General features: G+C 66.5%; 19 protein-coding genes and 3 pseudogenes. 10 read left to right on the forward strand and 12 right to left on the reverse strand.

All coding sequences use genetic code 11. From position 1 onward, the window contains the following. Position 1 precedes the first annotated feature (1 nt). From LRS09_RS17175 to LRS09_RS17210, 8 genes and pseudogenes are all read right to left on the reverse strand, one after another. Complete coding sequence (locus tag LRS09_RS17175) at positions 2-682, reverse strand: HAD family phosphatase (protein ID WP_257808045.1); 681 nt, start codon at positions 680-682, stop codon at positions 2-4. 69 nt (positions 683-751) lie between these two features. Then, positions 752-2,224: a mannitol dehydrogenase family protein gene (locus LRS09_RS17180; RefSeq protein ID WP_257808046.1), complete on the reverse strand. Its 1,473-nt coding sequence runs from the start codon at positions 2,222-2,224 to the stop codon at positions 752-754. 11 nt (positions 2,225-2,235) lie between these two features. Beyond that, the gene (locus tag LRS09_RS17185; protein ID WP_308240359.1) at positions 2,236-3,009 is read right to left on the reverse strand and encodes an L-iditol 2-dehydrogenase; all 774 of its coding nucleotides are present in this window, start codon (positions 3,007-3,009) and stop codon (positions 2,236-2,238) included. Then, entirely contained in the window at positions 3,006-4,004 is a 999-nt protein-coding gene (locus tag LRS09_RS17190; RefSeq protein WP_257808049.1) for an ABC transporter ATP-binding protein, read from the reverse strand. The genes LRS09_RS17185 and LRS09_RS17190 overlap by 4 nt, the downstream gene beginning before the upstream one ends. 30 nt (positions 4,005-4,034) lie before the next feature. After that, positions 4,035-4,861, reverse strand: a pseudogene (locus LRS09_RS17195) (carbohydrate ABC transporter permease). 12 nt (positions 4,862-4,873) lie between these two features. Further along, entirely contained in the window at positions 4,874-5,746 is an 873-nt protein-coding gene (locus LRS09_RS17200; protein ID WP_257808051.1) for a carbohydrate ABC transporter permease, read from the reverse strand. A 298-nt stretch (positions 5,747-6,044) separates the two neighbouring features. Continuing rightward, positions 6,045-7,356 (reverse strand): annotated as a pseudogene (locus LRS09_RS17205) (sugar ABC transporter substrate-binding protein). 115 nt (positions 7,357-7,471) lie between these two features. After that, the gene (locus LRS09_RS17210; protein WP_257808052.1) at positions 7,472-8,368 is read right to left on the reverse strand and encodes a LysR substrate-binding domain-containing protein; all 897 of its coding nucleotides are present in this window, start codon (positions 8,366-8,368) and stop codon (positions 7,472-7,474) included. 37 nt (positions 8,369-8,405) lie between these two features. On the opposite strand from LRS09_RS17210, the gene LRS09_RS17215 reads away from it, so the two are divergent. Then, positions 8,406-8,723 carry a hypothetical protein gene (locus LRS09_RS17215; RefSeq protein WP_257808054.1) on the forward strand — a complete coding sequence of 106 codons (318 nt, stop codon included), beginning with the start codon at positions 8,406-8,408 and terminating at the stop codon, positions 8,721-8,723. A gap of 6 nt (positions 8,724-8,729) precedes the next feature. Here LRS09_RS17215 and LRS09_RS17220 read toward each other — a convergent pair whose 3' ends face one another. Beyond that, a complete protein-coding gene (locus tag LRS09_RS17220; RefSeq protein ID WP_257808056.1) occupies positions 8,730-9,677 on the reverse strand; it encodes a sugar-binding transcriptional regulator in 948 nt (315 codons plus the stop codon). Positions 9,678-9,867: 190 nt separating this feature from the next. Here LRS09_RS17220 and LRS09_RS17225 point away from each other — a divergent pair, with 190 nt between their 5' ends. From LRS09_RS17225 to LRS09_RS17245, 5 genes and pseudogenes are all read left to right on the forward strand, one after another. Beyond that, positions 9,868-10,890 carry a PotD/PotF family extracellular solute-binding protein gene (locus tag LRS09_RS17225; protein ID WP_257808058.1) on the forward strand — a complete coding sequence of 341 codons (1,023 nt, stop codon included), beginning with the start codon at positions 9,868-9,870 and terminating at the stop codon, positions 10,888-10,890. Between the two features lie 163 nt (positions 10,891-11,053). Continuing rightward, positions 11,054-11,881 (forward strand): ABC transporter permease, encoded by an 828-nt coding sequence (locus tag LRS09_RS17230; protein ID WP_374684852.1) that lies wholly within the window; start codon positions 11,054-11,056, stop codon positions 11,879-11,881. Next, on the forward strand, positions 11,881-12,669 hold the full coding sequence (locus tag LRS09_RS17235) for an ABC transporter permease (protein ID WP_257810229.1): 789 nt from the start codon (positions 11,881-11,883) through the stop codon (positions 12,667-12,669). The genes LRS09_RS17230 and LRS09_RS17235 overlap by 1 nt, the downstream gene beginning before the upstream one ends. A 4-nt stretch (positions 12,670-12,673) precedes the next feature. Continuing rightward, positions 12,674-13,736, forward strand: a pseudogene (locus LRS09_RS17240) (ABC transporter ATP-binding protein). 207 nt (positions 13,737-13,943) lie between these two features. After that, entirely contained in the window at positions 13,944-15,266 is a 1,323-nt protein-coding gene (locus LRS09_RS17245) for an amidohydrolase (protein WP_257808059.1), read from the forward strand. Between the two features lie 90 nt (positions 15,267-15,356). Here LRS09_RS17245 and LRS09_RS17250 read toward each other — a convergent pair whose 3' ends face one another. Beyond that, entirely contained in the window at positions 15,357-15,821 is a 465-nt protein-coding gene (locus LRS09_RS17250) for a hypothetical protein (protein ID WP_257808060.1), read from the reverse strand. A gap of 469 nt (positions 15,822-16,290) precedes the next feature. Between LRS09_RS17250 and LRS09_RS17255 the strand changes: the two genes are divergently transcribed. Together LRS09_RS17255 and LRS09_RS17260 are read left to right on the forward strand one after the other, a co-directional pair. Next, on the forward strand, positions 16,291-17,682 hold the full coding sequence (locus LRS09_RS17255; RefSeq protein WP_257808061.1) for a M20/M25/M40 family metallo-hydrolase: 1,392 nt from the start codon (positions 16,291-16,293) through the stop codon (positions 17,680-17,682). Further along, the gene (locus LRS09_RS17260) at positions 17,679-18,614 is read left to right on the forward strand and encodes a nucleoside hydrolase (RefSeq protein WP_257808063.1); all 936 of its coding nucleotides are present in this window, start codon (positions 17,679-17,681) and stop codon (positions 18,612-18,614) included. The genes LRS09_RS17255 and LRS09_RS17260 overlap by 4 nt, the downstream gene beginning before the upstream one ends. Positions 18,615-18,875: 261 nt before the next feature. Here the strand turns inward: LRS09_RS17260 and LRS09_RS17265 are convergent, their stop codons facing one another. Further along, positions 18,876-20,048: a M20 aminoacylase family protein gene (locus tag LRS09_RS17265; protein ID WP_257808065.1), complete on the reverse strand. Its 1,173-nt coding sequence runs from the start codon at positions 20,046-20,048 to the stop codon at positions 18,876-18,878. A 73-nt stretch (positions 20,049-20,121) separates the two neighbouring features. Between LRS09_RS17265 and LRS09_RS17270 the strand changes: the two genes are divergently transcribed. Continuing rightward, positions 20,122-20,811 (forward strand): phosphoribosyltransferase, encoded by a 690-nt coding sequence (locus LRS09_RS17270; protein ID WP_257808066.1) that lies wholly within the window; start codon positions 20,122-20,124, stop codon positions 20,809-20,811. Positions 20,812-20,884: 73 nt separating this feature from the next. Beyond that, the gene (locus LRS09_RS17275) at positions 20,885-21,634 is read left to right on the forward strand and encodes a tyrosine-protein phosphatase (RefSeq protein WP_257808067.1); all 750 of its coding nucleotides are present in this window, start codon (positions 20,885-20,887) and stop codon (positions 21,632-21,634) included. 7 nt (positions 21,635-21,641) lie between these two features. Here the strand turns inward: LRS09_RS17275 and LRS09_RS17280 are convergent, their stop codons facing one another. Beyond that, entirely contained in the window at positions 21,642-23,252 is a 1,611-nt protein-coding gene (locus tag LRS09_RS17280; RefSeq protein ID WP_257808068.1) for a PAS domain S-box protein, read from the reverse strand. Positions 23,253-23,350 lie beyond the last annotated feature (98 nt).

The following is a 23,350-nucleotide window of genomic DNA, read 5'->3' on the forward strand; positions in this document are numbered from 1 at the left end:
GTCAGGTCGCCGGCGTGCCCGGAAGGATCAGGTCGGGAAGAAGGCGCATGTCGTCGAAGATCGCGTCCGGTGCGAGCGCCTCGACTGCTGCGCGGAGCCCGCTCGGCGCGGCATGTGTTCCTCCCGTAAAGGCGAGCACCCGCATCCCGGCGCTCTTGGCCGCCTGGATGCCGGCCGGACTGTCCTCGACTACGACGCAGTCCCGCGGCTGCGCGCCCATCTCGCGCGCCGCATGCAGGAAGAGGTCGGGCGCCGGCTTGCCGTGCTTCACCATGGTGGAACTGTATATGTGCGGCTCAAGGCTTTCCAGTAGGCCCGTCAGCGACAATGAGAGTCGTATCCGTTCCGGCTTGGAGGAGGAGGCCACGCAGCGCGGCCCGGAAATGCGCGCCAGCGCGTCGGCGATGAACGGAATCGGCTTCAGGTCGCGGCGGAAGCGGTCGTTCAGCCGTCCGCGCAGCACATCCAGATGCGCGTCGGTGACTTGCAGCCCGAAATCCTCATGCATGATCGACACGATCGTCGCCATCGAGCGGCCGAGGAAGCGCGTATAGGCAAGGTCCGCGGCCAGCGGTGCGCCGAGCTCGACGAAATAGTTCGTCAGCACGTCGATCGAGAGCGGCTCGCTGTCGACCAGCACGCCGTCACAATCGAAGATGACAAGACCGGGGCGAACACTCATGCAACCATCCGTCGCGACCGGGGCTGCCGCCTCCTTGACCCGGCCCGTTTCATTGCGGCACCGCCTTCTCTACGATCCGAGATAGCGGCGCAAGGTCGCCTCCGTGCCGTCGGTCCACAGATGGCGCAGCCATTCGGCGAAGCTTGCTCGAAAGGCGGGCGCTTCGCCGACGGCGCCGTAGACATCGTCCATCGACAGCCAGGCCGACGGCTCCGACCTCGCGGCGTGCGAGACCACCTGCAACCGGTCCCAGCCGGGATCGTTCGGCGCAATCTCGCGGCCGGAATCGCTGACGCCGTAGCAGTAGCGGCACCAGAGTGCCGATTCGAGCGCGAGGCCCGACACGCCTTCGCCGCGCGCCAGCCGGTCCGCGATGCTCGGCACGATGAATTTCGGCTGGCGGTTCGACCCGTCGAGGCAGAGCCGCCGCACCGTGTCGCCGATCTTCGGATTGGCGAAGCGCTCCTCGATCAAGGCGTAGTAGTCGGTAAGACTGGTGTTTGGAACCGGCGGCAGCACGGGAATGATCTCCTCGTGCTCCACCTTGCGCAGGAAGCCCAGCACCAGCGGATGCGCCATTGCCTCATGCACGAACTCGATGTCCATCAGCCCGGCAGGGTAGGCGATCACCGCGTGGCCGCCGTTGAGGATGCGGATCTTCATGTGCTCGTAGGGCGTCACGTCCAGCACGAACTGGACGCCGACCTTCTCCAGCGCCGGGCGGCCGGCGGGGAAATTGTCCTCCAGCACCCATTGCCGGAAGGTCTCGCAGAACACCGGCCATTCGTCCTCTATGCCGAACTGATCGGCGGCGATGTGGCGCTCCCGCTCGCCGGTCGCGGGCGTGATCCGGTCCACCATCCCGTTAGGGAAGGCGATCTCGTTGCGGATCCAGCCGGCGAGCGTAGGGTCGGAGAGCTTCGCCAGCCCCACCACCGCGTTGCGCGTCACCACCCCGTTGTGGGGAATGTTGTCGCAGGACATGACGGTGAAGGGCTGGACGCCCCTTGCCCTACGGCGCTTCAGCCCGGCCACGATCAGGCCGAACACGGTCTTCGGCGAGCCCGGGCGCGCACCATCGGCGACGATCGCGGGATGGGCGGCGTTGAATGCCCCGGTCGCCGGGTCGATGAAATAGCCGCCCTCGGTGATGGTCAGCGAGACGATGCGGATCGCCGGATCCGCGAGCTTTTCAATGATCGCTGTGGCATCGCCGGGTTTCAGGTAGTCGACCATCGCGCCCGTCACCCGCGCCGACATCCGTGTCGCGTCCTGCTCGACGACGGTGGTCAGCCAGTCCTGCCGCTCGAATTTTTCCCGCGCGGCAGCGTCCGCGTCGAGCACGCCCGCGCCGACGATCGCCCAGTCGTGACCGGAGCCGAGATTGAACAGGTCGTCCAGATAGACCGCCTGGTGTGCACGGTGGAAGTTGCCGACGCCGAAATGCAGTATGCCGCCGGAGAGACGCGCGCGGTCATAGCGTGGCACGGCGACGTCCTTGGGCAACCTGTCGAGGTTCTGGGCTGTGAGCCTGGTCGGCATTGTCGTGATCCTCAGCTCATCCAGTTGCCGCCGTCGACGTTGTAGGTCTGGGCGACAATGTAGTCGGCTTCCGCTGAAGCCAGGAAAACGGCCATGCCGGTGAGATCGGCGGCGGTGCCCATGCGCCCATAGGGCACGGCCTCGCCGACCAGCTTCTTCTTCTCGCCCGGCTTGCGGCCCTCATATTTCGCGAACAGCGAATCGACGTGGTCCCAGTGCTCGCCGTCGACCACACCCGGCGCGATGGCGTTGACGTTGATGCCGTGCCGAATGAGGTCCAGCGCCGCCGACTGCGTCAGCGAGATCATCGCCGCCTTGGTAGCGCAATAGACGCCGACGAGCGCCTCGCCGCGCCGTCCGGCCTGGCTCGCCATGTTGATGATCCTGCCGCCGCGCCCCCGCGCGATCATCGATTTCGCTACGGCCTGCAGCATGAACAGCGCGCCCGCGACATTGACCGAGAACAGCCGGTCGTAGCTTTCGCGCGTGATGTCGACGATCGGCGCGAGGTCGAACAGCGCCGCGTTGTTTATGAGGATATCTACGCCGCCCGCGCGCGCCTCGACCGCCTTGACCGCCGCGTCGATCGAGTCCTGCCGCGTCACGTCGAGCGACACTGCATAGGCCTTCGGTCCGATCTCGGCGGCGGTTGCCGTCGCCGCATCGACATTGATGTCGCCGATCGCCACCGTCGCGCCCTCACGCACATAGGCCTCGGCGAAGGCGCGGCCGATGCCGCGCGCCGCTCCCGTGATCAGCGCGGACTTGCCTTCCAGACGCATCAGCGGATCGCCTTTCCGTCCTGGTCGAAGCGGTGCAGCTTGGTGGCATCAGGCGTCAGCCAGACTTCGTCGCCGTGGTCGACATGGATCTCGCCATCGGCGCGCACCGTCAGCGTGCCGACCTCCGAGTTCACATGCAGGAACGTGTCGGAGCCGAGATGCTCGGCGACCCCGACCGTGCCCTTCCAATCGCCGGACGCAGTCGAGACCTTGAGGTGCTCGGGCCGGATGCCGATCGTGGCCGCATTGTGCTTCGACGCCGCGACCCCGGTGACGAAGTTCATCTTCGGCGAGCCGATGAAGCCGGCGACGAAGAGGTTCTTCGGCGATTTGTAGAGTTCCAGCGGCGAGCCGACTTGTTCGATATTGCCGGCGTTGAGCACGACGATCTTGTCGGCCATCGTCATCGCCTCGACCTGGTCGTGCGTGACGTAGATCATCGTCGTCTTGAGCTGCTGGTGCAGTTCCGAGATCTCCAGCCGCATCGTGCCGCGAAGTGCAGCGTCGAGGTTGGACAAGGGCTCGTCGAACAGGAAGGCAGATGGCTGGCGCACGATGGCGCGGCCGATGGCGACGCGCTGGCGCTGGCCGCCCGAGAGCTGGCCGGGCCGGCGTTCGAGATAATTGGTGAGGTTAAGCGTCGCGGCCGCGGCCTTCACCTTGCGGTCGATCGTGGCCTGGTCCTCGCCCGCCATTTTTAACGGGAAGGCGATGTTCTTCGCCACCGTCATATGCGGGTAGAGCGCGTAAGACTGGAACACCATGGCGAGCTTGCGCTTGGCCGGCGCCTCGTTGGTGACGTCGCGCCCGTCGATCTCGATCGTGCCGCCGCTCGTGTCCTCAAGCCCCGCGATGAGGCGGAGCAGCGTGGACTTGCCGCATCCCGACGGCCCGACGAAGACCACGAACTCGCCGTCCTCGATGACGAGGTCGATGTCGGGGATGATGTTCGTCGCGCCGAAGGATTTCGACACGTTCCTGAGCGTGATGTTGCCCATTTCAGTCCCTCCCGGAATGTTGCGTGGGCGCTACTTCACGGCGCCGAATGTCAGGCCGCGCACGAGCTGCTTCTGGCTGAACCAGCCCATGATCAGGATCGGCGCGATGGCGAGCGTTGAGGCGGCCGACAGCTTCGCCCAGAACAGTCCCTGCGGGCTGGAGAACGAGCTGATGAAGGCAGTGAGCGGCGCGGCCTCCGTCGTCGTCAGCCGGATCGTCCAGAACGCCTCGTTCCAGGCGAGGATGATGTTGAGCAGCATCGTCGAGGCGATGCCGGGCACTGCCATCGGCGTCAGCACGTGGACGATCTCGTTCCACAGTGAGGCGCCGTCCATCCGCGCCGCTTCCAGGATCTCGCCCGGAATCTCGCGGAAATAGGTGTAGAGCATCCACACCACGATCGGCAGGTTGATCATGGTCAGCATCACGGCAAGCCCGATGCGGGAATCGAGCAGGCCGAGGTCGCGGAAGATGATGTACATTGGGAACAGCACGGCCACCGCCGGCATCATCTTGGTCGACAGCATCCACATCAGCACGTCCTTGGTGCGCTTGGTTGGCGAGAACGCCATCGCCCAGGCGGCCGGGATCGCGATCAGCAGCGCCAGAAGCGTCGAGCCGACCGACAGGATCACCGAATTCATGAACGGCTTGAAGTAGTTGTATGCTGGCCCTGAACCTCCGCATAGCTCTCGGTCGTGAAGGATGGGATGAGCTGGAAGCCGGCAATAGCCTCGGTCTCGGACTTGAACGAGGTGATGACGGTGTAGAGGATCGGGAAGAAGATGATCAGCGCCACAATCCAGGCGGCGACCGTCGCTACGACCTTGTGCTGCGTGGTAACCCTGCGTGCCATCGTCGTTCTCTCTCACTTGTCCAGGTTCTTGCCGACCGCGCGCATGGCGAAGAAGGCGACGATGTTGGCGAGGATCACGGCGATGATGCCGCCGGCGGACGCCTGGCCGATTTTGAATTCCAGCGACGCCTTCTGGTAGACGAGGAAGGGCAGGTTGGTGGACGCATAGCCCGGCCCGCCGTTCGTCGTGACCAGGATCTCGGCATAGACCGCGAGCAGGAAGATCGTCTGGATCAGGATTACCACCGTGATCGCCCGCGACATGTGTGGCAACGTCAGGTACCAGAACCGCGACAGCGCGCCGGCCCCATCCATCTCCGCCGCCTCCTTCTGCTCGCCGTCGAGCGACTGCAGCGAGGTCAAAAGGATCAGCGTCGCGAAGGGCAGCCACTGCCAGGCGACGATCATGATGATCGAGAACAGCGGATACTGTGCAAACCAGTCGACCGGCTGCAGGCCGAGGAAGCGGGCGAGGTCGGCCGAGACGCCATAGCCCGGGTGCAGGATCATGTTCTTCCACACCAGCGCCGCCACCGGCGGCATGACGAAGAATGGCGAAATCACGAGGATGCGGACGAAGCCCTGGCCGAAGATCGGCTGGTCGAGCAAGAGCGCGAGCAGGATGCCGCCGACGACAGTGATCAGCAGCACCGCGGCGACGATGATCAGCGTGTTGAGGATCGCGAAGAAGAAGGCCGGGTTGGAGTAGAACAGGGCGTAGTTGGCGAAGCCGACGAAGCCGTCGCGCATCGGATTGAGCGGGTTGTACTGCTGGAACGACAGCCACAGCGTGATCGCCAGCGGCACGATCATCCAGATGAACAAAAGCACCACCGACGGCGCCATCATCAGTCGGGCAAGCGTGCGGGTCTGTCGCGTGGCCATGATGTTCCTCCAGTCGTCCGGATTCTCGAAGTCTGTCCCGAATCCCCCTCACCCGGCCTCCGCTTCGCTCGGCCACCCTCTCCCCCCGAGGGGAGAGGAGTTGATCCGACGTTCGCAGCCAATCCCCATTCCAGATGGCGGACAGGCTGACCAACCTCCTCTCCCCACGGGGGAGAGGGTGGCCGAGCGAAGCGGAGGCCGGGTGAGGGCCGGAACGCTACGTCCTCAGATGGTCTGCTGGCTCGGAAAAGGTGGCCGCCCGGACGGGGTCCGGACGGCCGAGGCACCGGGAGGTTGCCTATTGGATGTAGCCGCCTTCCTTCATCGCGGCGGTGGCGGCGTCCTGCGCCTGCTTCAGCGCATCGTCGACCGACATCTGGCCGGCAAGTGCCGCCGAGAAGAGCTGGCCGACGGTGGTGCCGAGACCTTGGAACTCGGGGATCGCGACGAACTGCACGCCGACATAGGGAACCGGCTTCACCGTCGGCTTAGTCGGGTCGGCCGCATTGATCGAGTCAAGCGTCATCTTCGCGAAGGGGGCGGCCTTCTGGTATTCCGGGTTCGCATAGAGCGAGGTGCGGGTGCCCGGAGGCACGTTGGCCCAACCTTCCTTGGAGGCGACGAGGTCGAGATAGGACTTGCCGGTCGCCCAGGCGATGAACTTCTGCGCGGCCTCCGCCTTCTGCGTGCCGGCGGGGTACTGCGAGGTTCCACGCCCACAGCCAGTTGCCGCGCTTGCCGAGGCCGTTGTCGGGGGCGAGCGCATAGCCGACCTTGTCGGCGACGGTGGAGTCCTTCGGGTTGGACACGAAGGAGGCGGCGACCGTGGCGTCGATCCACATGCCGCACTTTCCCTGCTGGAACAGCGCCAGGTTCTCGTTGAACCCGTTGGAGGACGCGCCCTGCGGGCCGGCATCGGTCATCAGCTTCACATAGGTGTCGAGCGTGTTCTTCCATTCGGGCTGGTCGAACTGCGGCTTCCACTCCTCGTCGAACCAGCGTGCGCCGAAGGAATTAGACATGGCGGTCAGGAAGGCCATGTTCTCGCCCCAGCCGGCCTTGCCGCGCAGGCAGATGCCGTTGATGCCGGCGGCGCGATCGGTCATCTTGCGGGCGGCCTCGCCGATGAACTCCCAGGTGGGCGCGTCGGGCATCTTGAGTCCGGCTTTCTCCATCAGGTCGGTGCGATACATCACCATCGAGCTTTCGCCGTAGAACGGCGCGGCGTAGAGCTTGCCGTCGGCCGAGATACCGCCGCGGATGGCGGGCAGAAGGTCGTCGACGTCGTAGTCGGCGCCGAGATTGTCGAGCGGCAGGAGCCAGTTCTGCTTCGCCCAGATCGGAACCTCGTAGGTGCCGATGGTCATCACGTCGTACTGGCCGCCCTTGGTGGCGATGTCGGTCGTGACGCGCTCGCGCAGCACGTTCTCCTCGAGCGTCACCCAGTTGAGCTGGATGTCCGGATTCTTCGAGGTGAAGTCGTCCGTCAGCTTCTGCATGCGGATCATGTCGCCATTGTTGACCGTGGCGATGGTGAGCGTCTCCGCCTGGGCCGACCAGGCAAGGGCAAGCGTGGAACACGCGCCCAGGATGAGCGTCCTGAATGTCATCGATTTCCTCCCAAACAGCCTTATTGAGCAAATGCCTTGGCTTTGGGCAATTACTCACACTCTCTGATTTAGGTCAAGACGGATTCGTTGCTGCGGCGCAGCACGCGGGCGCGCGTCAGGGAGTGGAGCGGGCGAGCTCGCCAAGCAGCCATTCGCGAAAGGCGCGAATCTTCGGCACGTTGCGACGGGCCGACTGATGGACCAGCCAGTAGGAATGGTTGTCATGGCCGAGGATGTCGAAAGGCTGGATCAGGCTTCCGGCCGCAAGTTCCTGGGTGAACATCGCCGGAGTGAGAATGCCGACCCCGAGACCCGCGACGACGGCACGGCCTTCATAGCTCTGCGAGCCGAACTGGCTTCGCGGACGCGTCGCAAGCGCGGAGGCCGCGTCTACCCCGGCGAGGCCAAACCAGGTCGCCCACCAAGGGTCGCCCGCATCGACGATGGGAAGCCTGAGCAGGTCGGCGGGTTCGTGCACGCCGCCGATGCTGGCGGCAAGCGCGGGGCTGAGCATCGGGGTGAAGGTTTCACGAAACAGGAAATGCGAATCCAGTCCGGCCCACTGTCCGATCGAACTCGAGCGTATGGCGACGTCGATGTTGTCGCGCGCCAGGTCGGCAAGAAGGTCCGATGTCTCGATCCGTACCGCGATCCTCGGATTGTCCATCTGGAAGGCGCCGAGATGCAGCGCCAGCCAGTTCGCGGCGAAGGTGGGGATCGTGCTGATCGAGAGCGTGCCCTGGCCGGTCCGCGCGGTCTCGTAGGCCTCCGCGATCTTCCTGAAGGCGTCCGTCGACGCGATCGCCAAGGCCTGCCCCGTCTCGGTCAGCAGCACCTGCCTCGGCCTGCGTACGAACAGCGCGGAGCCGACCCGCTCTTCCAGGACCTTGATCTGGTAGCTCACGGCCGCCTGGGTCATGGCGAGTTCTTCGGCTGCGCGGGTAAAGCTCAGATGCCGGGCCGCCGCCTCGAAGGCGCGAAGTGCTGACAGAGGGGGAAGACGGCTCGACATGCATAAGGCCTGTTGATCTATAGCGCGCCACGTTCGATTGGTCGGCAAGGCGCTGATGGCCCATATCGACGACATCGGATTCTGCCGGAAGGAGGTTTCCATGTCGATCGCAATCATTCGTTCGATCCTTGCCAACATGCGCCGCGCAACACGGGTTCTGATCCGAGAACACGCCAGAAAGCGCAGGAATGCCATGGCTGTGCAGCATCTCGCGGCACTGCCGGCCTATTTGCGGCAGGACGTCGGTCTCCGGGAAGATGTCGACATCGTCGACTTGGTCGAACACGGCATCAGGCAGCGCGCGGCCGACGAGGGCACGCGCCGCGCCCTCGCCATCCTGCCGCATGCGATATAAGCTTGGCTATGGCAGCTGCAGGAGAGCCTCAGCCGTTGCCTCGTCGGTGATCAGCCCATTGACGAGCCGGCCGCGAATGGCGGCGGAAATGGCAGGGAGTTTGGCCTTGCCCATCGCCGCCGCGATGACGAGCGAGCGGGAGCGGTCCGGGATCGGGGCGGACGCGACTCGGTCGTTGGTCATGCCGTCGATGAAGGCGCCGTCCTGGTCGAACGCCCAGCCGACGATCTCGCCGACCGCGCCGGCCTTGCGCAGGGCCAGCAGCTCGGCTTCCGACACGAAACCGTCGAGAACGAGCGGGGCCGTGGGGCCGAGTTCGCCGATGCCGACGAAGGTGACGTCCGCGCGGGCGGCGAGTTCGAGGGTAGGGCGGATCATCGCCTGTGCATGCAGCATGTCGCGCTCGGCCTTCGACGAGGCGATGACCGGCAGCGGCATGGGGAAAGACCGCGACTTCACCGTGTCGGCCATCGTAAAGACAACGTTGTAGTAGGCTGCGGACCCGTCCGGGCCGATATTGCCCGTCAGCGACACCACCTTGTGCTGCGGCCCGTCGATCGAAGGAAGCTGTTCGACCGCAGCCTTCAGCGTGCGCCCCGTGCCCATGGCGAGCACGATCGGCTCGTTCCTGCCGAGCCAGCGCTCGATTTCGGCCGCGACCGCCTGGGCGACGCCGAGCGTGTTGGACGCGGAGCCGGGATCGCTCGGCACCACCTCGCAATAGGACAGGCCGAATCGCTCGGTCAGGTCCTTGGCCAGTGAGAGGCACTGCGCGATCGGATGGTCGATGCGCACCTTGACCAACCCTTCCGCCACGGCAAGCGACACGAGCCGCTGCGCCGACTGGCGCGAGACGCCGAGCTTGGCGGCGATCTGGTCCTGCGTATTGCCGGCGACGTAGTAGAGCCAGCCGGCGCGGGCCGCGTCGTCGAGCTTGGGATTGATCGTCGCCATGAGCCGGCTTTCCGGGAAAACAAGGTCGCGCCTTGATAAGACCTTTCCGCCGCGGCGGGCAACTGCTGCCGTTTCGTCCACCGCTTGCCGTTTCTTTGGGCTTGCGGGCGTATGGCTTCAAAAATAAGCTTGAATGGACAAACCGCCACGCCGGCAAGAGACGGCGGGGGCATATTGACAGGGGCACCTCATGAACATCTTCCGCACTGCGATTCTGGCAGCGGCATCGACACTCGCGCTCTCGGTGGCATCCGCCGAGGCCAAGACGTTGACGATCTCGTGGTGGGGCTTCAACGGCGAGAAGCTCGACCAGTTCATCGTCAAGCCGTTCCAGGAGAAGTGCGGCTGCGAGCTGGTGTTCGAGACCGGCAACAATGCCGACCGCCTCAACAAGATCAAGCAGCGCGGCGGTGCGGGCGTCGACGTCGCCTATTTCACCGATTCCTATTCGCAGATCGGCATCGAGGAAGGCCTGTTCCAGAAGGTCGACCCTGCGAAGATCCCCAACCTGGCCGGCCTCTACGACCTTGCCAAGGATCCGCAGGGCGGCTACGGCCCGGCCTACACGATCGGCCGCGTCGGCATCATGTACGACGAGGCGAAGGTGAAGCCGATCACCTCCTGGGCGGACCTGTGGCGCGAGGACCTCAAGGCCTCGCTGTCGCTGCCGGGCATCACCACGACCGCCGGCCCGATGGTCGTGCTCCTCGCCGGCGACAAGGCCGGCACCGATGCCTTCACCAATGCCGATCCGGCCTTCGCCGAGATCGAGAAGATCAAGCCGAACGTGGTCAAGAACTACAACACGGGCTCCGAGCTGGTGAACCTGTTCTCGACCGGCGAGGTCACCGCCTCGCTGGCGCAGGACTTCGTGCTCGGCCAGCTCAAGAAGGCGGTCCCGACCATCAAGTGGGCCGACCTGCCGGACGCGATCGCGACGCTGAACACGGTCAACATTCCGAAGGGCGCGGCCGAGCCGGAGCTGGCGCACGAGTTCATCAACTTCATCCTAGACCCGAAGTTGCAACAGACGCTGGCCGAGAACGGCGTCGATGCGCCGGTCGCGACCGCAGTGACGCTGACGCCGGAACAGGCGGTGCAGTGGACCTACGGCGCCGACATGATCAAGAACCTGAAGCGGATCGACTATTCCAAGCTCAATGCCGCCAAGGGCGGCTGGATCGAGCGCTGGAACGAGATTTTCGGTGGGTGAGCGACCGGTTCGCGAAGCGAATTCATCGTGCCGGTGGCACGATGAAAGGTCGCGAACGCCGGGGAGCTACCGCAGGCAGCCGGCCCACGGCCGGGCGGCCGGTTTGCGTCCGACGTTATAGTCCCGTGATTGGCCTCCCACTCCTCCCGCCGGCGGCAATGCCATGCTGAAACGCTACATCGGCTGGTGGCTCGCGCTGCCGGCGACGCTGCTCGTCGCGCTGTTCCTCATCCTGCCCGTCGCCGGCACCATCGGCTCGACCTTCGGAGAGGGGGCCGGCCCCTTTGCGCCTTACATCAACTTCTTCTCCAGCGGCTTCCGACGTCGCGTGCTCTGGCGGACGCTGGAAATCTCGCTCGCAACGACGGCCATCTCGCTGCTGCTCGGCTTCCTGACGGCCTATGTCGTCTCGCGCGTGCCGCGCAACTTGAAGAGCGTGCTGATCATCGCCGCCGTGTTCCCGCTGCTCACCGGCGTTGTGGTCCGTTCCTTCGCCTGGCTGATCATCCTCGGCAAGAACGGCATCCTCAACACGACGCTGATGGGGCTCGGCATTACGTCCGAGCCTTTCGCCATGCTCTACACGCAAGGTTCGGTCATCGTGGCGATGGTCTATCTGTTCACGCCGCTGATGATCCTGACGCTCGTCGGCGTGCTGGAGAACATCCCGGACGACCTGATCCAGGCGTCGTCGTCGCTGGGTGCGAGCCCGGGCGCCACGTTCCGGCAGGTCGTCTTCCCGCTCGCCGTGCCCGGCCTGATCGTCGGCGCGGTGCTGGTCTTCACCGGATCGTTCACCTCCTACGCGACGCCGCAGCTTCTCGGCGGGGAGAAGCAGATGGTGATGGGCACGCTGATGTACCAGCAGGCAATGGTGAACTTCGACTGGATCAGCGCCTCGACGATCGCGACGATCATGGTCGTGATCACCATCGCGATCGTGCTCCTGATGACCCGCGTCGCGAAGCGCCTCAACCCGATGGCGACATGATGGCGACCAAGATTCCCCTTCCGCTGATCCTTTTGACGATCGCCGTCTACATCTTCCTGGTCGGCCCGCTGATCATCGTCCTCGGCGCGGCCGTGTCGGACACATCCTATCTCACCTTCCCGCCGCAGGGACTGACGCTGCGCTGGTTCGAGCGCATCTTCGAGATCGGCGCTTTCCGGCGCACCATTGTCACCAGCATGCAACTCGCCGTCCTCGCGACTGCGCTCGCGCTGATCCTCGGCATCCCCGCTGCCTACGCGCTCAATCGCTACCGCATACAGCTGCCGGCCTGGCTGTCGACCGTCTTCGTGCTGCCGATCCTCGTACCGGAGATCGTGCTGGGCTTCTCGCTGCTGAAATCGGTGGCGGTCGGCGCATCGCTGCCGATCTTCCCGACGCTCCTCATCGGCCACACGCTACTGGTGCTGCCCTATGCTGTGCGGGTGATCTCGGCGAGCCTTGCCTCGTTCGACTTCTCGATCGAGGAAGCGGCGATCTCGCTCGGCAGCCCGCCGGCCAAGACCTTCTTCACCATCGTGCTGCCCAACGTCCGCTCGGGCGTGATCGCGGCCTTCATCCTCGCCTTCATTACCTCGATCAACGACGTGTCGACCTCGCTGTTCCTGACCGGCCCCGGCATATCCACCCTGCCGATCCAGATCCTCGCCCATGTCGAGCAGTTCTTCGATCCCGTGATCGCCTCCGTCTCTGTGCTGCTGATGCTTCTCACCGTGCTCGTCATGGCGATCGTGGAGCGGACGCTCGGCCTGACCTTCCTGACGAAGTGACCTCATGACCCAGCCGCTCTCCGTCCGAAACGTCACCGCCCACTACGGCACGACCAAGGTGCTGGAAAACCTGTCGCTCGACGTGGGCGAGGGCGAGCTGGTCTCGCTGCTCGGCGCGTCCGGCTGCGGCAAGACGACGACGCTGCGCCTCATCGCCGGCTTCCTCGAGCCGACCTCCGGCACGATCACGCTCGGCGGGCGCGATCTCACCCGCCTGCCGGCCTACAAGCGCGATATCGGCCTCGTCTTCCAGAACTATGCGCTGTTCCCGCATCTTACAGTGCTCGAGAACGTCGCCTTCGGACTGAAGCAGCGCGGGGTGGCGGGTGCGGAGCGAGAGAAGCGGGCGCGCGGCATGCTGGAGCGCGTCGGCCTGGCGCCGCTCGCCGACCGGCTGCCCGGTGCGCTGTCCGGCGGCCAGCGGCAGCGTGTGGCGCTGGCGCGGGCGCTGGTCATCGAGCCGCCGCTCCTGATGTTCGACGAGCCGCTGTCCAACCTCGACGCCAAGCTCCGGATCGACATGCGCGTCGAGATCCGCCAGCTGCAGCGCGCCAACCGCACCACCGCCGTCTACGTCACCCACGATCAGGAGGAGGCGTTCTCGATCTCCGACCGCGTGGCGATCATGAATGCCGGCCGCATCATGCAGTTCGACACGCCCGAGACGCTCTACCAGCGCCCGGCCAACGCCTTCGTCGCCCGCTTCGTCGGTTTCGAGAACCTGATCTCGATGAAGGTCATCGCCCGCGACGGCGCGGGCGTGACGGCCGAGGCGGCGGGCGGCGCGAAACTGACGCTGTCGCGCGAGCGCTTCGGCGAGATTCCCGACAGCTTCGTCTTCGCGAGCCGCGCGGACGGGCTGAAGGTGATGGCCGGAGCGGGCGAGGGGATGCCGGCGACGACGGGTCTGCGCACCTATCTCGGTCGGGCTTACCGAGTACCAGTGCGAGACAGCCGCAGGCCCGATCGTCGCGAATGGTGCTCTGTCGGAACCGCTGGAGCCAGGCTCGGCTGCGACGCTGGTGCCGGTGCCGGATCAGTGCTGTGTGCTGGGGGTGGAAGCTTAGGGTGGACTTGGCCGGAAACACCCCTCTCTGGCCTGCCGGCCATCTCCCCCTCAAGGGAGGAGATTGGCAGCTCCGGCGATCCCGCTCTTTCTGCGAGGCTGGCGATTGGCGAAAGCCTTCGCGACAGCCGATCTCCCCCTTGAGGGGGAGATGGCCGGCAGGCCAGAGGGGGGGTCTCAAACCCGCGGCTGACGCCGGTCGGTTGCCATGACCCTCCTGCTCACCAACGCCCTCCTCCTCCCCTGCACCGCCGACATGCCGGTGGTCGAGAACGGCTGGGTGCAGGTCGACGGCGAGACGATCACGGCGACGGGCGCGGGCGTCCCGCCCCACATTCCCGGTGCTGAAACGGTCGATTTCGGCGGCGACGTGCTGATGCCGGGCATGGTCAATCCGCACTGCCACATGGCGATGACCTTCTTCCGGGGCCTCGGCGAAGATGTCGACGACCGGCTGTTCCGCTACATGCTGCCGCTGGAGCGCAAGTTCGTCACGCCGCAGGCGGTGCGCGCGGGCAGCGCGCATGCCGCGCTCGAGATGATCATGGGCGGCGTCACCACCGTCGCCGACATGTATTACTACGAGACCGAGGTCGCCGCCGTGGTGGACGAGGCCGGCATGCGCGGTGTGCTCGGCCAGACGCTGGCCGACTTCGATCCGCCCGACCACAAGAGCTTCGACGAAGGCTTTGCGCTGGTCGACAAACTGGTCGAAGCGTATGGCGACCATCCGCGCGTCACGCCCTCGATCGCGCCGCACGCGCCCTATTCGACGGGGATCGAGGTGATGCGGCGCGTCGCACGCTTCGCCGAGGACCATCCCGGCGTGCCGGTGCAGATGCATGTCGCGGAGACCGACCAGGAGGTCGAGTGGGCGCGGACGAATTTTGGCTGCACGCCGGTCGAGACGGTGGAGAAGGCGGGGCTGCTGCGCAAGGGCCTGATCTGCGCCCATTGCATGCAGGTTTCGGAGAGCGACATCGACAAGATGGCGCATGCCGGCGTGTGCGTCGCGCACAATGCGCGCTCCAACGGCAAGGCCGGGCGCGGCATCGCACCGGTCGAGACGATGCGCCGGGCGGGCATTCCGGTCGGGATTGCCACCGACGGCGCGATGAGCGGCAACACGCTCGACCTGTTCGCGCAGTTCGGACCGGTGTCGATGTTCCAGAAGATCCTCGGCCACAGCCGCAAGCCGATGCAGGCGGTGGAGGTGATCCGCATGGCCACCGCGGAAGGCGCGAAGGTGCTGGGGCTCGATGCGACCATCGGCTCGCTGGAGGCCGGCAAGCAGGCCGACCTGATCCGCATCGACCTCTCGGCGCCGCGCTGCCAGCCGATCTACGACATCTATTCGACCCTGGTCTTCACAGCGATGGCGGGCGATGTGCGCGACACGATGGTGGCCGGAAAATGGCTGATGCGCGAGCGCGAGGTGGTGACTCTGGAGCGCAAGAAGGTGATGCGCGACGCGCTGCAGGTCGCCTCGACCTTCAAGGCAGAGATGGCACGGATCGACGCGGGGGCGTGAGCGTACGCGACCTCGCCCGGGCACGCATGCATTGCGCCCGGTTCGGCCGATTCTCGCAGGGGATGGACTGCGCGCGACGTTTGGCGCGGTCTACGATGTGTCGATTGCCTGCTCCCTCCCAGGGGGGAAGGCATTGCTGAGGATGTCGCGACCCTCGCGGCTCGTTTGCCGCGCGCGACCGGACGGTCCATTGCCGTGGTCTTCATCGCCGAATGCGGCCTCGTCCAGGACCGTCAGGCGACGGATCCGCGCTGCCATGTTCAGGATGATCATCGCAAAGGCACGCAGCGACACGGCGAGGGCAAGCGCGTCGGCGGGATCGGTGCCGTAGCGGACCATCGGCACGGCCGGCGACCACAGCCTTCCGGGCTCGTTGCATATCCGACCGACGATATAGTCCCTGACCTCCGCATCGGCCACCCACAGATAGGCCAGTGCGGCCGAGCGAACCGAATAAGACCGGCCGGCCGCCTGTTCGGCGAGATTGGCAAGGGAAAGCAACAGCATGACGATGCGGTCCAGCACGTCCGTCCCTGTCTTTTCCTTCCAACCCATCGCCTGCTCCTTTCGACCGGCCATAGTGTGGGGCATCGCGGGAAAGGGTGGATGGAAAAAAGTTCAGCGTGGAGGAATTGCGAACGAGAACAAGGGATTGCGGGAGAGGGGCGCGGAAATCGATGCACAGTACCTGAAGTTGTGTCTTCGTCTCGCCGGGCTACGAACACCCCCTCCACCACGCTTCGCGTGGCCCTCCCAAGCATACGCCCCCTCCACCGCCTTCGGCGGTCCCCCTCCCCCGTAAACGGGGGAGGATCAGGGCGCGGCCGTGCGGCACCCGATACTCCCCTGCGAAGCGGGGGAGGGGGACCACGCGAAGCGTGGTGGAGGGGGCGTATGCCGCGCGAGGACCACGACAGTGTGGTGGAGGGGGCGTGTCAGCAGGGTCGTAAGGGGCTAGAACTCCCGGGACCGTGGCGATTCCATCCATAGCCGGATGGGATGCCGCGGGCCTACGGAGCATTGCATGACAGAACAGATCGCCCAGCTTCCCGTCGTCCTCGCTCACGCAGAGGCAGGGATCGATGCCTCGCTTCGGCGCCTGTTCGAGCTGATCCGCATCCCGTCGGTCTCGACCGATCCGGCCTACAAGGCCGATTGCCTGCGCTGCGCCGAGTGGCTGGCGGCCGATCTCGCGGGGATGGGCTTCGAGGCTTCGGTGCGCCAGACCACCGGCCATCCGATGGTGGTCGGGCACGATCATTCCGGCGACGGGCCGCATGTGCTGTTCTACGGCCACTACGACGTGCAGCCGGTCGATCCGCTGAACCTGTGGAATTCAGATCCGTTCGAGCCGGTGCTGGTGCCGCAGCCGAACGGCGACGCGCACATCGTCGGGCGCGGCGCATCCGACGACAAGGGCGCTCTGTTCACCTTCCTCGAAGCCTGCCGCGCCTGGAAGGACGTGACGGGCAGCCTGCCGATCCGTGTTTCGGTGCTGCTGGAGGGCGAAGAGGAATCGGGCAGTCCCAGCCTGCCGGGCTTTCTCGAAAAGGCGGCCGAGGAGTTGAAGGCCGACGTCATGCTCGTCTGCGACACCGACATGTGGGACACCGAGACGCCGGCGATCACCACCATGCTGCGCGGCATCGTCAAGGAAGAGTTCTGGGTGCGCTGCGCCGACCGGGACCTGCATTCCGGCATCTACGGCAATGCGGCGCGCAATCCGCTGCAGGTGATGTCGGAGATCATCGCCAGCCTGCGCCGGCCGGACGGCAGCGTGGCCCTCGAAGGTTTTTATGACGGGGTGAAGGAGCTGCCGGTGGAGCTCGCCGAGCGCTGGAGGAGCCAGCCCTTCGATGCCGAAAAATTCCTCGGCGACATCGGCCTTTCCATCCCGGCGGGCGAGAAGGGCCGTTCGGTGCTGGAGCAGGTCTGGTCGCGACCTTCCTTCGAGGTCAGCGGCATTTCGGGCGGCTATGCGGGCGAGGGGTTCAAGGCGGTGATCCCGGCGGAGGCCAATGCAAAAATCTCGTTCCGGCTGGTCGAGGGGCAGGACCCCGACAAGATCGCCGCCGCCTTCCGCGCCCATGTCAGCGCAATGGTCCCGGCCGACTGCTCCGTCGAGTTCCGCAACCACGGCACCAGCTCGGCGACCGTCATGCCGGTCGACAGCCCGCTGCTGACGAAGACGCTCGGCGCGCTGGAGGACGAGTGGGGGCGCTCGGCGATCGCCGGGACGGGCGGCTCCATCCCCATCGCGACCGTGTTCAAGGACAGGCTTGGCATGGACTCGCTGTTCGTCGGCTTCGCCCGCTTCGACAACCGCATCCACAGCCCGAACGAGAAATACGACCTGTCGAGCTTCAGGAAGGGCATCCGCTCCTGGATTCGCGTGCTGGCGGCGTTCGCAGAATGACGCGCAAGGTCGTCATCGACACCGACCCGGGCATAGACGACGCGGTCGCGATCCTGTTCGCACTCGCCTCGCCGACCTTCGAGGTCGTCGGCATCACCACCGTTGCAGGCAATATCAGCATAGGGACCGTGACCCGCAATGCGGGCCGGATCCTGGCCCTGGTCGGGCGGTCCGATATTCCCGTTGTCGAGGGGGCATCGGAGCCGCTGTCGCGCAAGGGGTTCGACGTTGCAGAAATCCACGGCGACGACGGGCTGGGTGGCGTCGCGTTTCCCGAACCGGCCGCCGCGCCGCTCGAGGGGGCGTCGGAGTGGCTTGCCGAGGCCCTGCTCGGCAGCCCTGCCGGCAGCATCGACATCCTTGCGCTCGGGCCACTGACCAACATTGCCCGGCTGGTAGAGGACGATCCCGCAGCCGCCAGACGCATCGGCCGGATCGTCGCCATGGGCGGCGCGGTGGATGAACGGGGCAATATCGGCCCGCGTTCGGAATACAATCTAGCGGCAGACCCCGAGGCGGCGGACATCGTGCTGCGCGCGGGCCTGCCGCTGGTGCTGATTCCGCTCGACGTGACCCGCAAGGTGCGCGCGGGGCGCGATTACCTTGCGCGGCTGAGGGCGTCCGACAGCACCCCGGCGCTCGTCTCGGCCGATCTCATCGAGGCCTATTTCCAGTCGGGCAGCGAGAGCCGGCCGCTGCACGATCCCTGCGTGATGCTCTATGCGGAACGGCCGGGCCTGTTCGGGGTGGAGAAGATCGCGCTGTCGCTCGACCTCGGCGACGGGCCGGACGCCGGCGCGCTGCTGCGGGATGTGGACGGTGGCGTGGCGGTCGAGGTCGCGATGCGGGTCGATGCGGCCGGGGCGCTGGAGCTGCTGGCGAGCGGTCTCGCGGGGTGGACTAGGCGGAGGGGCGTCACGGCAGGTCTGTGACGCGTCGTCGTCCGGCCCTCGGCTATGGCCTCGGGCGTTCGCACCTTTGAAAGGTCCACTGGACCTTTCAATTCGCCTGCGGCGAAACGGGTGCTCACCCCCTCACCGTCTCGGGCTTCGCCCGATCCACCTCTCCCCCATTTCATGGGGGCGAGGAGTGACGCCAATCGCCGACGCTGCACCTCCTCGCCCCCACGCAGTGGGGGAGAGGTGGCACGCGAAGCGTGACGGTGAGGGGGCTTCGTAAAGGGCCGACCGACGTCAGCCGCCGAGTTCCTGTTCGACCAGCCTCGTCCAGAACGCCACGCCGGGCAGGATCGCGTCGTCGTTGAAGTCGTAGCGCGTGTTGTGGTGCAGGGCGCCGTCTTCCGCCGGGCCGTTGCCGAGCCAGACATAGGCGCCGGGCACGCGGCTGGAGAAGATGGCGAAATCGTCGCCGGCAGTGGACGGCGGGAACGCGGTCATCACGCTCGCCGCGCCGAGGGCGGCCTGCGCGGCCTCCGTCGCCCGGCGCGTCGCGTCGGACTCGTTGATCACCGGCGGCATCTGCCGGATGAAGCGGTAGTCGGCCTCGATGCCGTTGGCGCTGGCGATGCCCGCCGCGACCCGGCCGATCTCGGCCTCCACCCGGTCGCGGGTCGCATGCGAATAGGTGCGCGCCGTGCCGCCGATGCGAATCTCGTCCGGGATGACGTTCAGCGCCTTGAAGTCGCCGGCGGCGAGCGCGCAGGCGCTGACCACGGCGGTGTCGATCGGGTCGGTCCCGCGCGAGACGATCGTCTGCAGCGAGGAGAGGAACTGGCCGGCGGCCACGATCGGGTCACGGCCAAGATGCGGTTTGCCGCCATGGGTGCCGACGCCGCGGAAGGTGACGTGCCAGTGGTCGGACGAGGCGAGCTGCGGCCCTTCGACCACCGCCATCTGCCCGACCGGGATGCCCGGCATGTTGTGCAGGCCGTAGAAGCGGTCGATGCGGAAGCGGTCGAACAGGCCGTCCTCGACCATCGCCTTCGCGCCGCCGCGGCCTTCCTCGGCCGGCTGAAAGACGAAATGCACCGTGCCGGCGAGGTCCTTGCGCTTCGCCAGCGCCCGGGCGGCGCCGAGCAGCATGACGGTGTGCCCGTCATGGCCGCAGCCATGCATCTTGCCGGGGACTGTCGAGCGCCAGGGTCGATCTGCCGCCTCAGGCATGGCGAGCGCGTCCATGTCGGCGCGGAGCGCGATCGCCGGGCCATCGGTCTCGCCGCGAAGCGTGGCGACGATGCCGGTCTTGCCGAGGCCGGCTTCGATCTCCAGCCCGCAGCCGGTCAGGAATTCGCGCACGATGGCGCTTGTCCGCTCTTCCTCGAAGCCGAGTTCGGGGTGGGCGTGCAGGTCGCGCCGTAGCGCCACTAGGGCTGCGAGGTCGTCGGGGGCGAGGATCGTATCATTCATGGCTGGACTCATCCTTCGCCGGGCGGGAGAAAGCAACCGTCTGGATTCGGAGTCCCCCCAGGTGGCGCGGTCGATGTCTTACGAACCTCACGATTTCTGGCAGGAGATCCGCCCAGCGGGCGGTTTCTCGCACGAGGCGCGCGGCGGGCTTTCGCATCTGTTTGCGGCGAGCCTGCCGGACGGGCGCGAGATCGCGCTGCCGATCCGCGTGCTGCCCTCGGGCGACCGTGCCGTCGCCTCGCTGATCATCAACCAGGCGAGCTTCGCCGTGGAGGATGCGCTGGCCGAGGCGATGGCCGGCGAGGCGCGGGCCTTCGCGCCGGAGGTCGTGGTGGGCGTGCCGACGCTCGGCCTGCCGCTCGCCGCCAATGTCGCGCGCCGCCTCGGCCATCCCCGCATGGTGGCGCTCGGGACGTCGCGAAAATTCTGGTACGACGATGGCCTGTCGGAACCGCTGCGCTCGATCACCAGTCCGGGCGAAGGCAAGCGGATCTATCTCGACCCGCGCATGCTGCCGCTGCTGAGCGGGCGGGCGTTCGTGCTCGTCGACGACGTGGTGAGCACCGGCACTTCGATCCTCGCGGTGCTGCGCATGCTGGGGAAGGCGGGGCTGCGCCCGCAGGCCATCGTCGTCGCGATGCGGCAGGGAAACGCCTGGCAAGAGGCGCTCGCGGCGTCGCCCTTCGCAGACGTTCCCGTGCGCTCGGCAATCGCCACTCCGCTCCTGTCGCCTGGTATCGACGGAATGTGGCACCCGTTGTGATCGGATCGCGGCTTGTGTTGCCGCGCGGCCTGCGGCACAAGCCGGGCCTGTCCATCCTTTCGGGACCAGAGCCATGACCATCCAGCCCGACCAGCGCCTCCTGCGGCTTTCCGGCGCCCTCAATGTCCGCGACCTCGGCGGCTATGCGACGGCCGGCGGCGGCTCGACCCAGTGGGGCAGGGTGCTGCGCGCGGCGAGCCTGCACAGGCTGGAGGCCGCCGAGCTGGAGGCCCTCGCCGGGCGCGGCCTCGCGACCGTGATCGACCTGCGCCGCGCCGGCGAACTGCACGAGGCGCCGAACCCGTTCTCGCGCCACGGCGGCGTCGCCTATCACCATGTCTCGCTGTTCGACCGGCTGGCGCCGCTGGAGCTGGTCGGCTCAAGCGACAACATCCTGCTCGACCTCTACAAGATCGCCTTGCGCGAGCGCGGGCCCGAATTCGCACAGGTGCTCAACCTGATCGCCGACGCGCCCGACGGCGCCGTGCTCTTCCACTGCACCGCCGGCAAGGACCGGACGGGGCTGATCGCGGCGATCCTGCTGCTGGTCGCCGGCGTCGACCGCGACCAGATCCTGGAAGACTATGCGATGACCGGGCCGCTGATCGCGCCGATGCTGGAGGAACTGGTCGAGCATGCGCGGGCGAAGGGGCTGAACGTCGACGGCTTCCGGCAACTGCTGGCCTGCGAGCCAGCGACGATGGAAGGCGCGCTCGTCGAACTCGACACGGCGCATGGCGGCGTCGAAGCCTATCTCGCCGCGATCGGCCTTCCGGACAGGACGGTCGAACGGCTGCATGACCGGCTGACGCTGCCGGCCTGACGACAAGTCAGCCGTTTCGCATCCGCTTCAGCGCCTGTTCCGCCAGCAGGGCGGACAGGTGACGGAGTAGGTCGTCGGGCACGAAAGGCTTTTCCATGACGGGGCGCCCGCTCGTCGCGAGGAAGCGGCCCGCGTTCGGGCCGAGCGAATCCCCGGTCATGAACAGCATGCTCTCTGCCAGCGCCGGACGATTGTCCCGCAGCCATTCGAAGAGCGCGCTGCCGTCCATCTCCGGCATACGCAGGTCCGAGACGACGATGTCGAACCCGTCGCCCGCGGCTTCGATCCTGGCGCGCGCCTCGCTGCCGTTCGACGCGGTCTCGCAGTCGATGCCCGCCCGCTCGAGGATTTCGGCGACCAGTTCCGCGATCTCGGCTTCGTCGTCGACGATGATCGCTCTCAGCCGCGGCGGCATCGGGGCGGCGGCGGGGCGCGCTTCGTCCGGTGTCGCGCCGGTCGATGCCGAGGCGTCGACGGGCAGGCGAAGTTCGAAATGCGCGCCCGCAGCGCTTTCCAGCAGGGTGAGCGACCCGCCCTGCGCCAGCGCCAGGTTGCGCGAGATCGGCAGACCGATCCCGGTGCCGGCCCCTTCCGGCTTGGTGGTGAAGAAGGCGTCGAAGATGCGTTCGCGGTTCTCGGCGCGGATGCCGGGGCCGTTGTCGGCGACGACGACGGAGAGCATGTCGCCGTCCCGCCTGGCGGTGACCAGCACCCGGCGCTCGCCGCCCATCTGTTCGAGCGCCTGCGTCGCGTTGACCAGCAGGTTGACGATCACGTTCTGGACCTGGTCCGGATCGGCAAAGACCGGCGGCAGGCCGCTTTCGATGTCGCGATCCAGGACGACGCCGTTGGACCGGATACCGTAGAGAACCAGCTCGATCGAGCCTTCGACGAGTGGCGCGATCTCGATCGCCCGTTTTTCCGGCTTCCGCTGCCGCGCGATGGCGAGAAACGTGCGGATGATCCGGGCGCATCGCTGCGCAGCGGTCTCGATCCGCGCGGCCCGATCGGCTGAGGAGGGCCGCGGCCCGCCGGCCTGCAGCTCCTCGCGAAGGATGCCGGACTGGCCGACCACGATCGACAGCGGATTGTTCAGCTCGTGCGCGATGCCGGCCAGAAGCGAGCCGATCGCCGACAGCTTCTCGCTCTGGTGCAGCGCGTCGCGCTGTCGCTCGATCTCGGCCGCCGCCGCTCTTGATGCGGAAAGGTCGCGCAGATTCGCCGTAAACAGACGGCCGCTGGCGAGGTTGACCTCGGTGATCGCCAGTTCCACCGGAATGATGCTGCCGTCCTTGCGTCTGGCGTCCATTTCGACGCGGCGACCGAGCACATGCGGGGTGTTCGTGGCGCGATAGCGCGCCATGCCGTTGTCATGCGCGGCCTTGAGGTGATCCGGGACGATGAGGTGCGATATTTCGCGACCGACCGCTTCCGCCTTCGAATAGCCGAACGTCGCCTCGGCGGCAGGATTGATCGAGACGACCACGCCCTTCTCGTCCACCACGACGACGGAATCGAGCGCGGATTCGATCACCGCCGCGTAGACCCGCGCGTGCTCCTCATGCGTGTTGAGTTGCCGGGTCGTGGTGTCTGCGGCGTCGCCGGCGGGGATGGTCATGCGGAAGGGCGCTTCGGAACCTGGTTCGTGCACGCACCCCACGCCGGTTCGACATTCATCGGCCGGCGCGGGTCGCTCCGATCATCTTTCCGACGCGG

It is taken from the genome of Mesorhizobium sp. J428 (assembly GCF_024699925.1).
In the GTDB taxonomy this organism is placed as follows: Bacteria; Pseudomonadota; Alphaproteobacteria; order Rhizobiales; family Rhizobiaceae; genus Mesorhizobium_A.

Bases quoted from the DNA above. Each gene is read 5' to 3' on its own strand.
- LRS09_RS17230 (WP_374684852.1), top strand. From the start codon at position 11,054: ATGCTGAAACGCTACATCGGCTGGTGGCTCGCGCTGCCGGCGACGCTG.
- LRS09_RS17180 (WP_257808046.1), bottom strand. From the start codon at position 2,224: ATGCCGACCAGGCTCACAGCCCAGAACCTCGACAGGTTGCCCAAGGAC.
- LRS09_RS17270 (WP_257808066.1), top strand. From the start codon at position 20,122: ATGTCTTACGAACCTCACGATTTCTGGCAGGAGATCCGCCCAGCGGGC.
- LRS09_RS17275 (WP_257808067.1), top strand. From the start codon at position 20,885: ATGACCATCCAGCCCGACCAGCGCCTCCTGCGGCTTTCCGGCGCCCTC.
- LRS09_RS17265 (WP_257808065.1), bottom strand. From the start codon at position 20,048: ATGAATGATACGATCCTCGCCCCCGACGACCTCGCAGCCCTAGTGGCG.
- LRS09_RS17245 (WP_257808059.1), top strand. From the start codon at position 13,944: ATGACCCTCCTGCTCACCAACGCCCTCCTCCTCCCCTGCACCGCCGAC.
- LRS09_RS17175 (WP_257808045.1), bottom strand. From the start codon at position 682: ATGAGTGTTCGCCCCGGTCTTGTCATCTTCGATTGTGACGGCGTGCTG.
- LRS09_RS17280 (WP_257808068.1), bottom strand. From the start codon at position 23,252: ATGACCATCCCCGCCGGCGACGCCGCAGACACCACGACCCGGCAACTC.
- LRS09_RS17255 (WP_257808061.1), top strand. From the start codon at position 16,291: ATGACAGAACAGATCGCCCAGCTTCCCGTCGTCCTCGCTCACGCAGAG.
- LRS09_RS17235 (WP_257810229.1), top strand. From the start codon at position 11,881: ATGGCGACCAAGATTCCCCTTCCGCTGATCCTTTTGACGATCGCCGTC.
- LRS09_RS17190 (WP_257808049.1), bottom strand. From the start codon at position 4,004: ATGGGCAACATCACGCTCAGGAACGTGTCGAAATCCTTCGGCGCGACG.
- LRS09_RS17260 (WP_257808063.1), top strand. From the start codon at position 17,679: ATGACGCGCAAGGTCGTCATCGACACCGACCCGGGCATAGACGACGCG.
- LRS09_RS17225 (WP_257808058.1), top strand. From the start codon at position 9,868: ATGAACATCTTCCGCACTGCGATTCTGGCAGCGGCATCGACACTCGCG.
- LRS09_RS17220 (WP_257808056.1), bottom strand. From the start codon at position 9,677: ATGGCGACGATCAATCCCAAGCTCGACGACGCGGCCCGCGCCGGCTGG.
- LRS09_RS17210 (WP_257808052.1), bottom strand. From the start codon at position 8,368: ATGTCGAGCCGTCTTCCCCCTCTGTCAGCACTTCGCGCCTTCGAGGCG.
- LRS09_RS17250 (WP_257808060.1), bottom strand. From the start codon at position 15,821: ATGGGTTGGAAGGAAAAGACAGGGACGGACGTGCTGGACCGCATCGTC.
- LRS09_RS17200 (WP_257808051.1), bottom strand. From the start codon at position 5,746: ATGGCCACGCGACAGACCCGCACGCTTGCCCGACTGATGATGGCGCCG.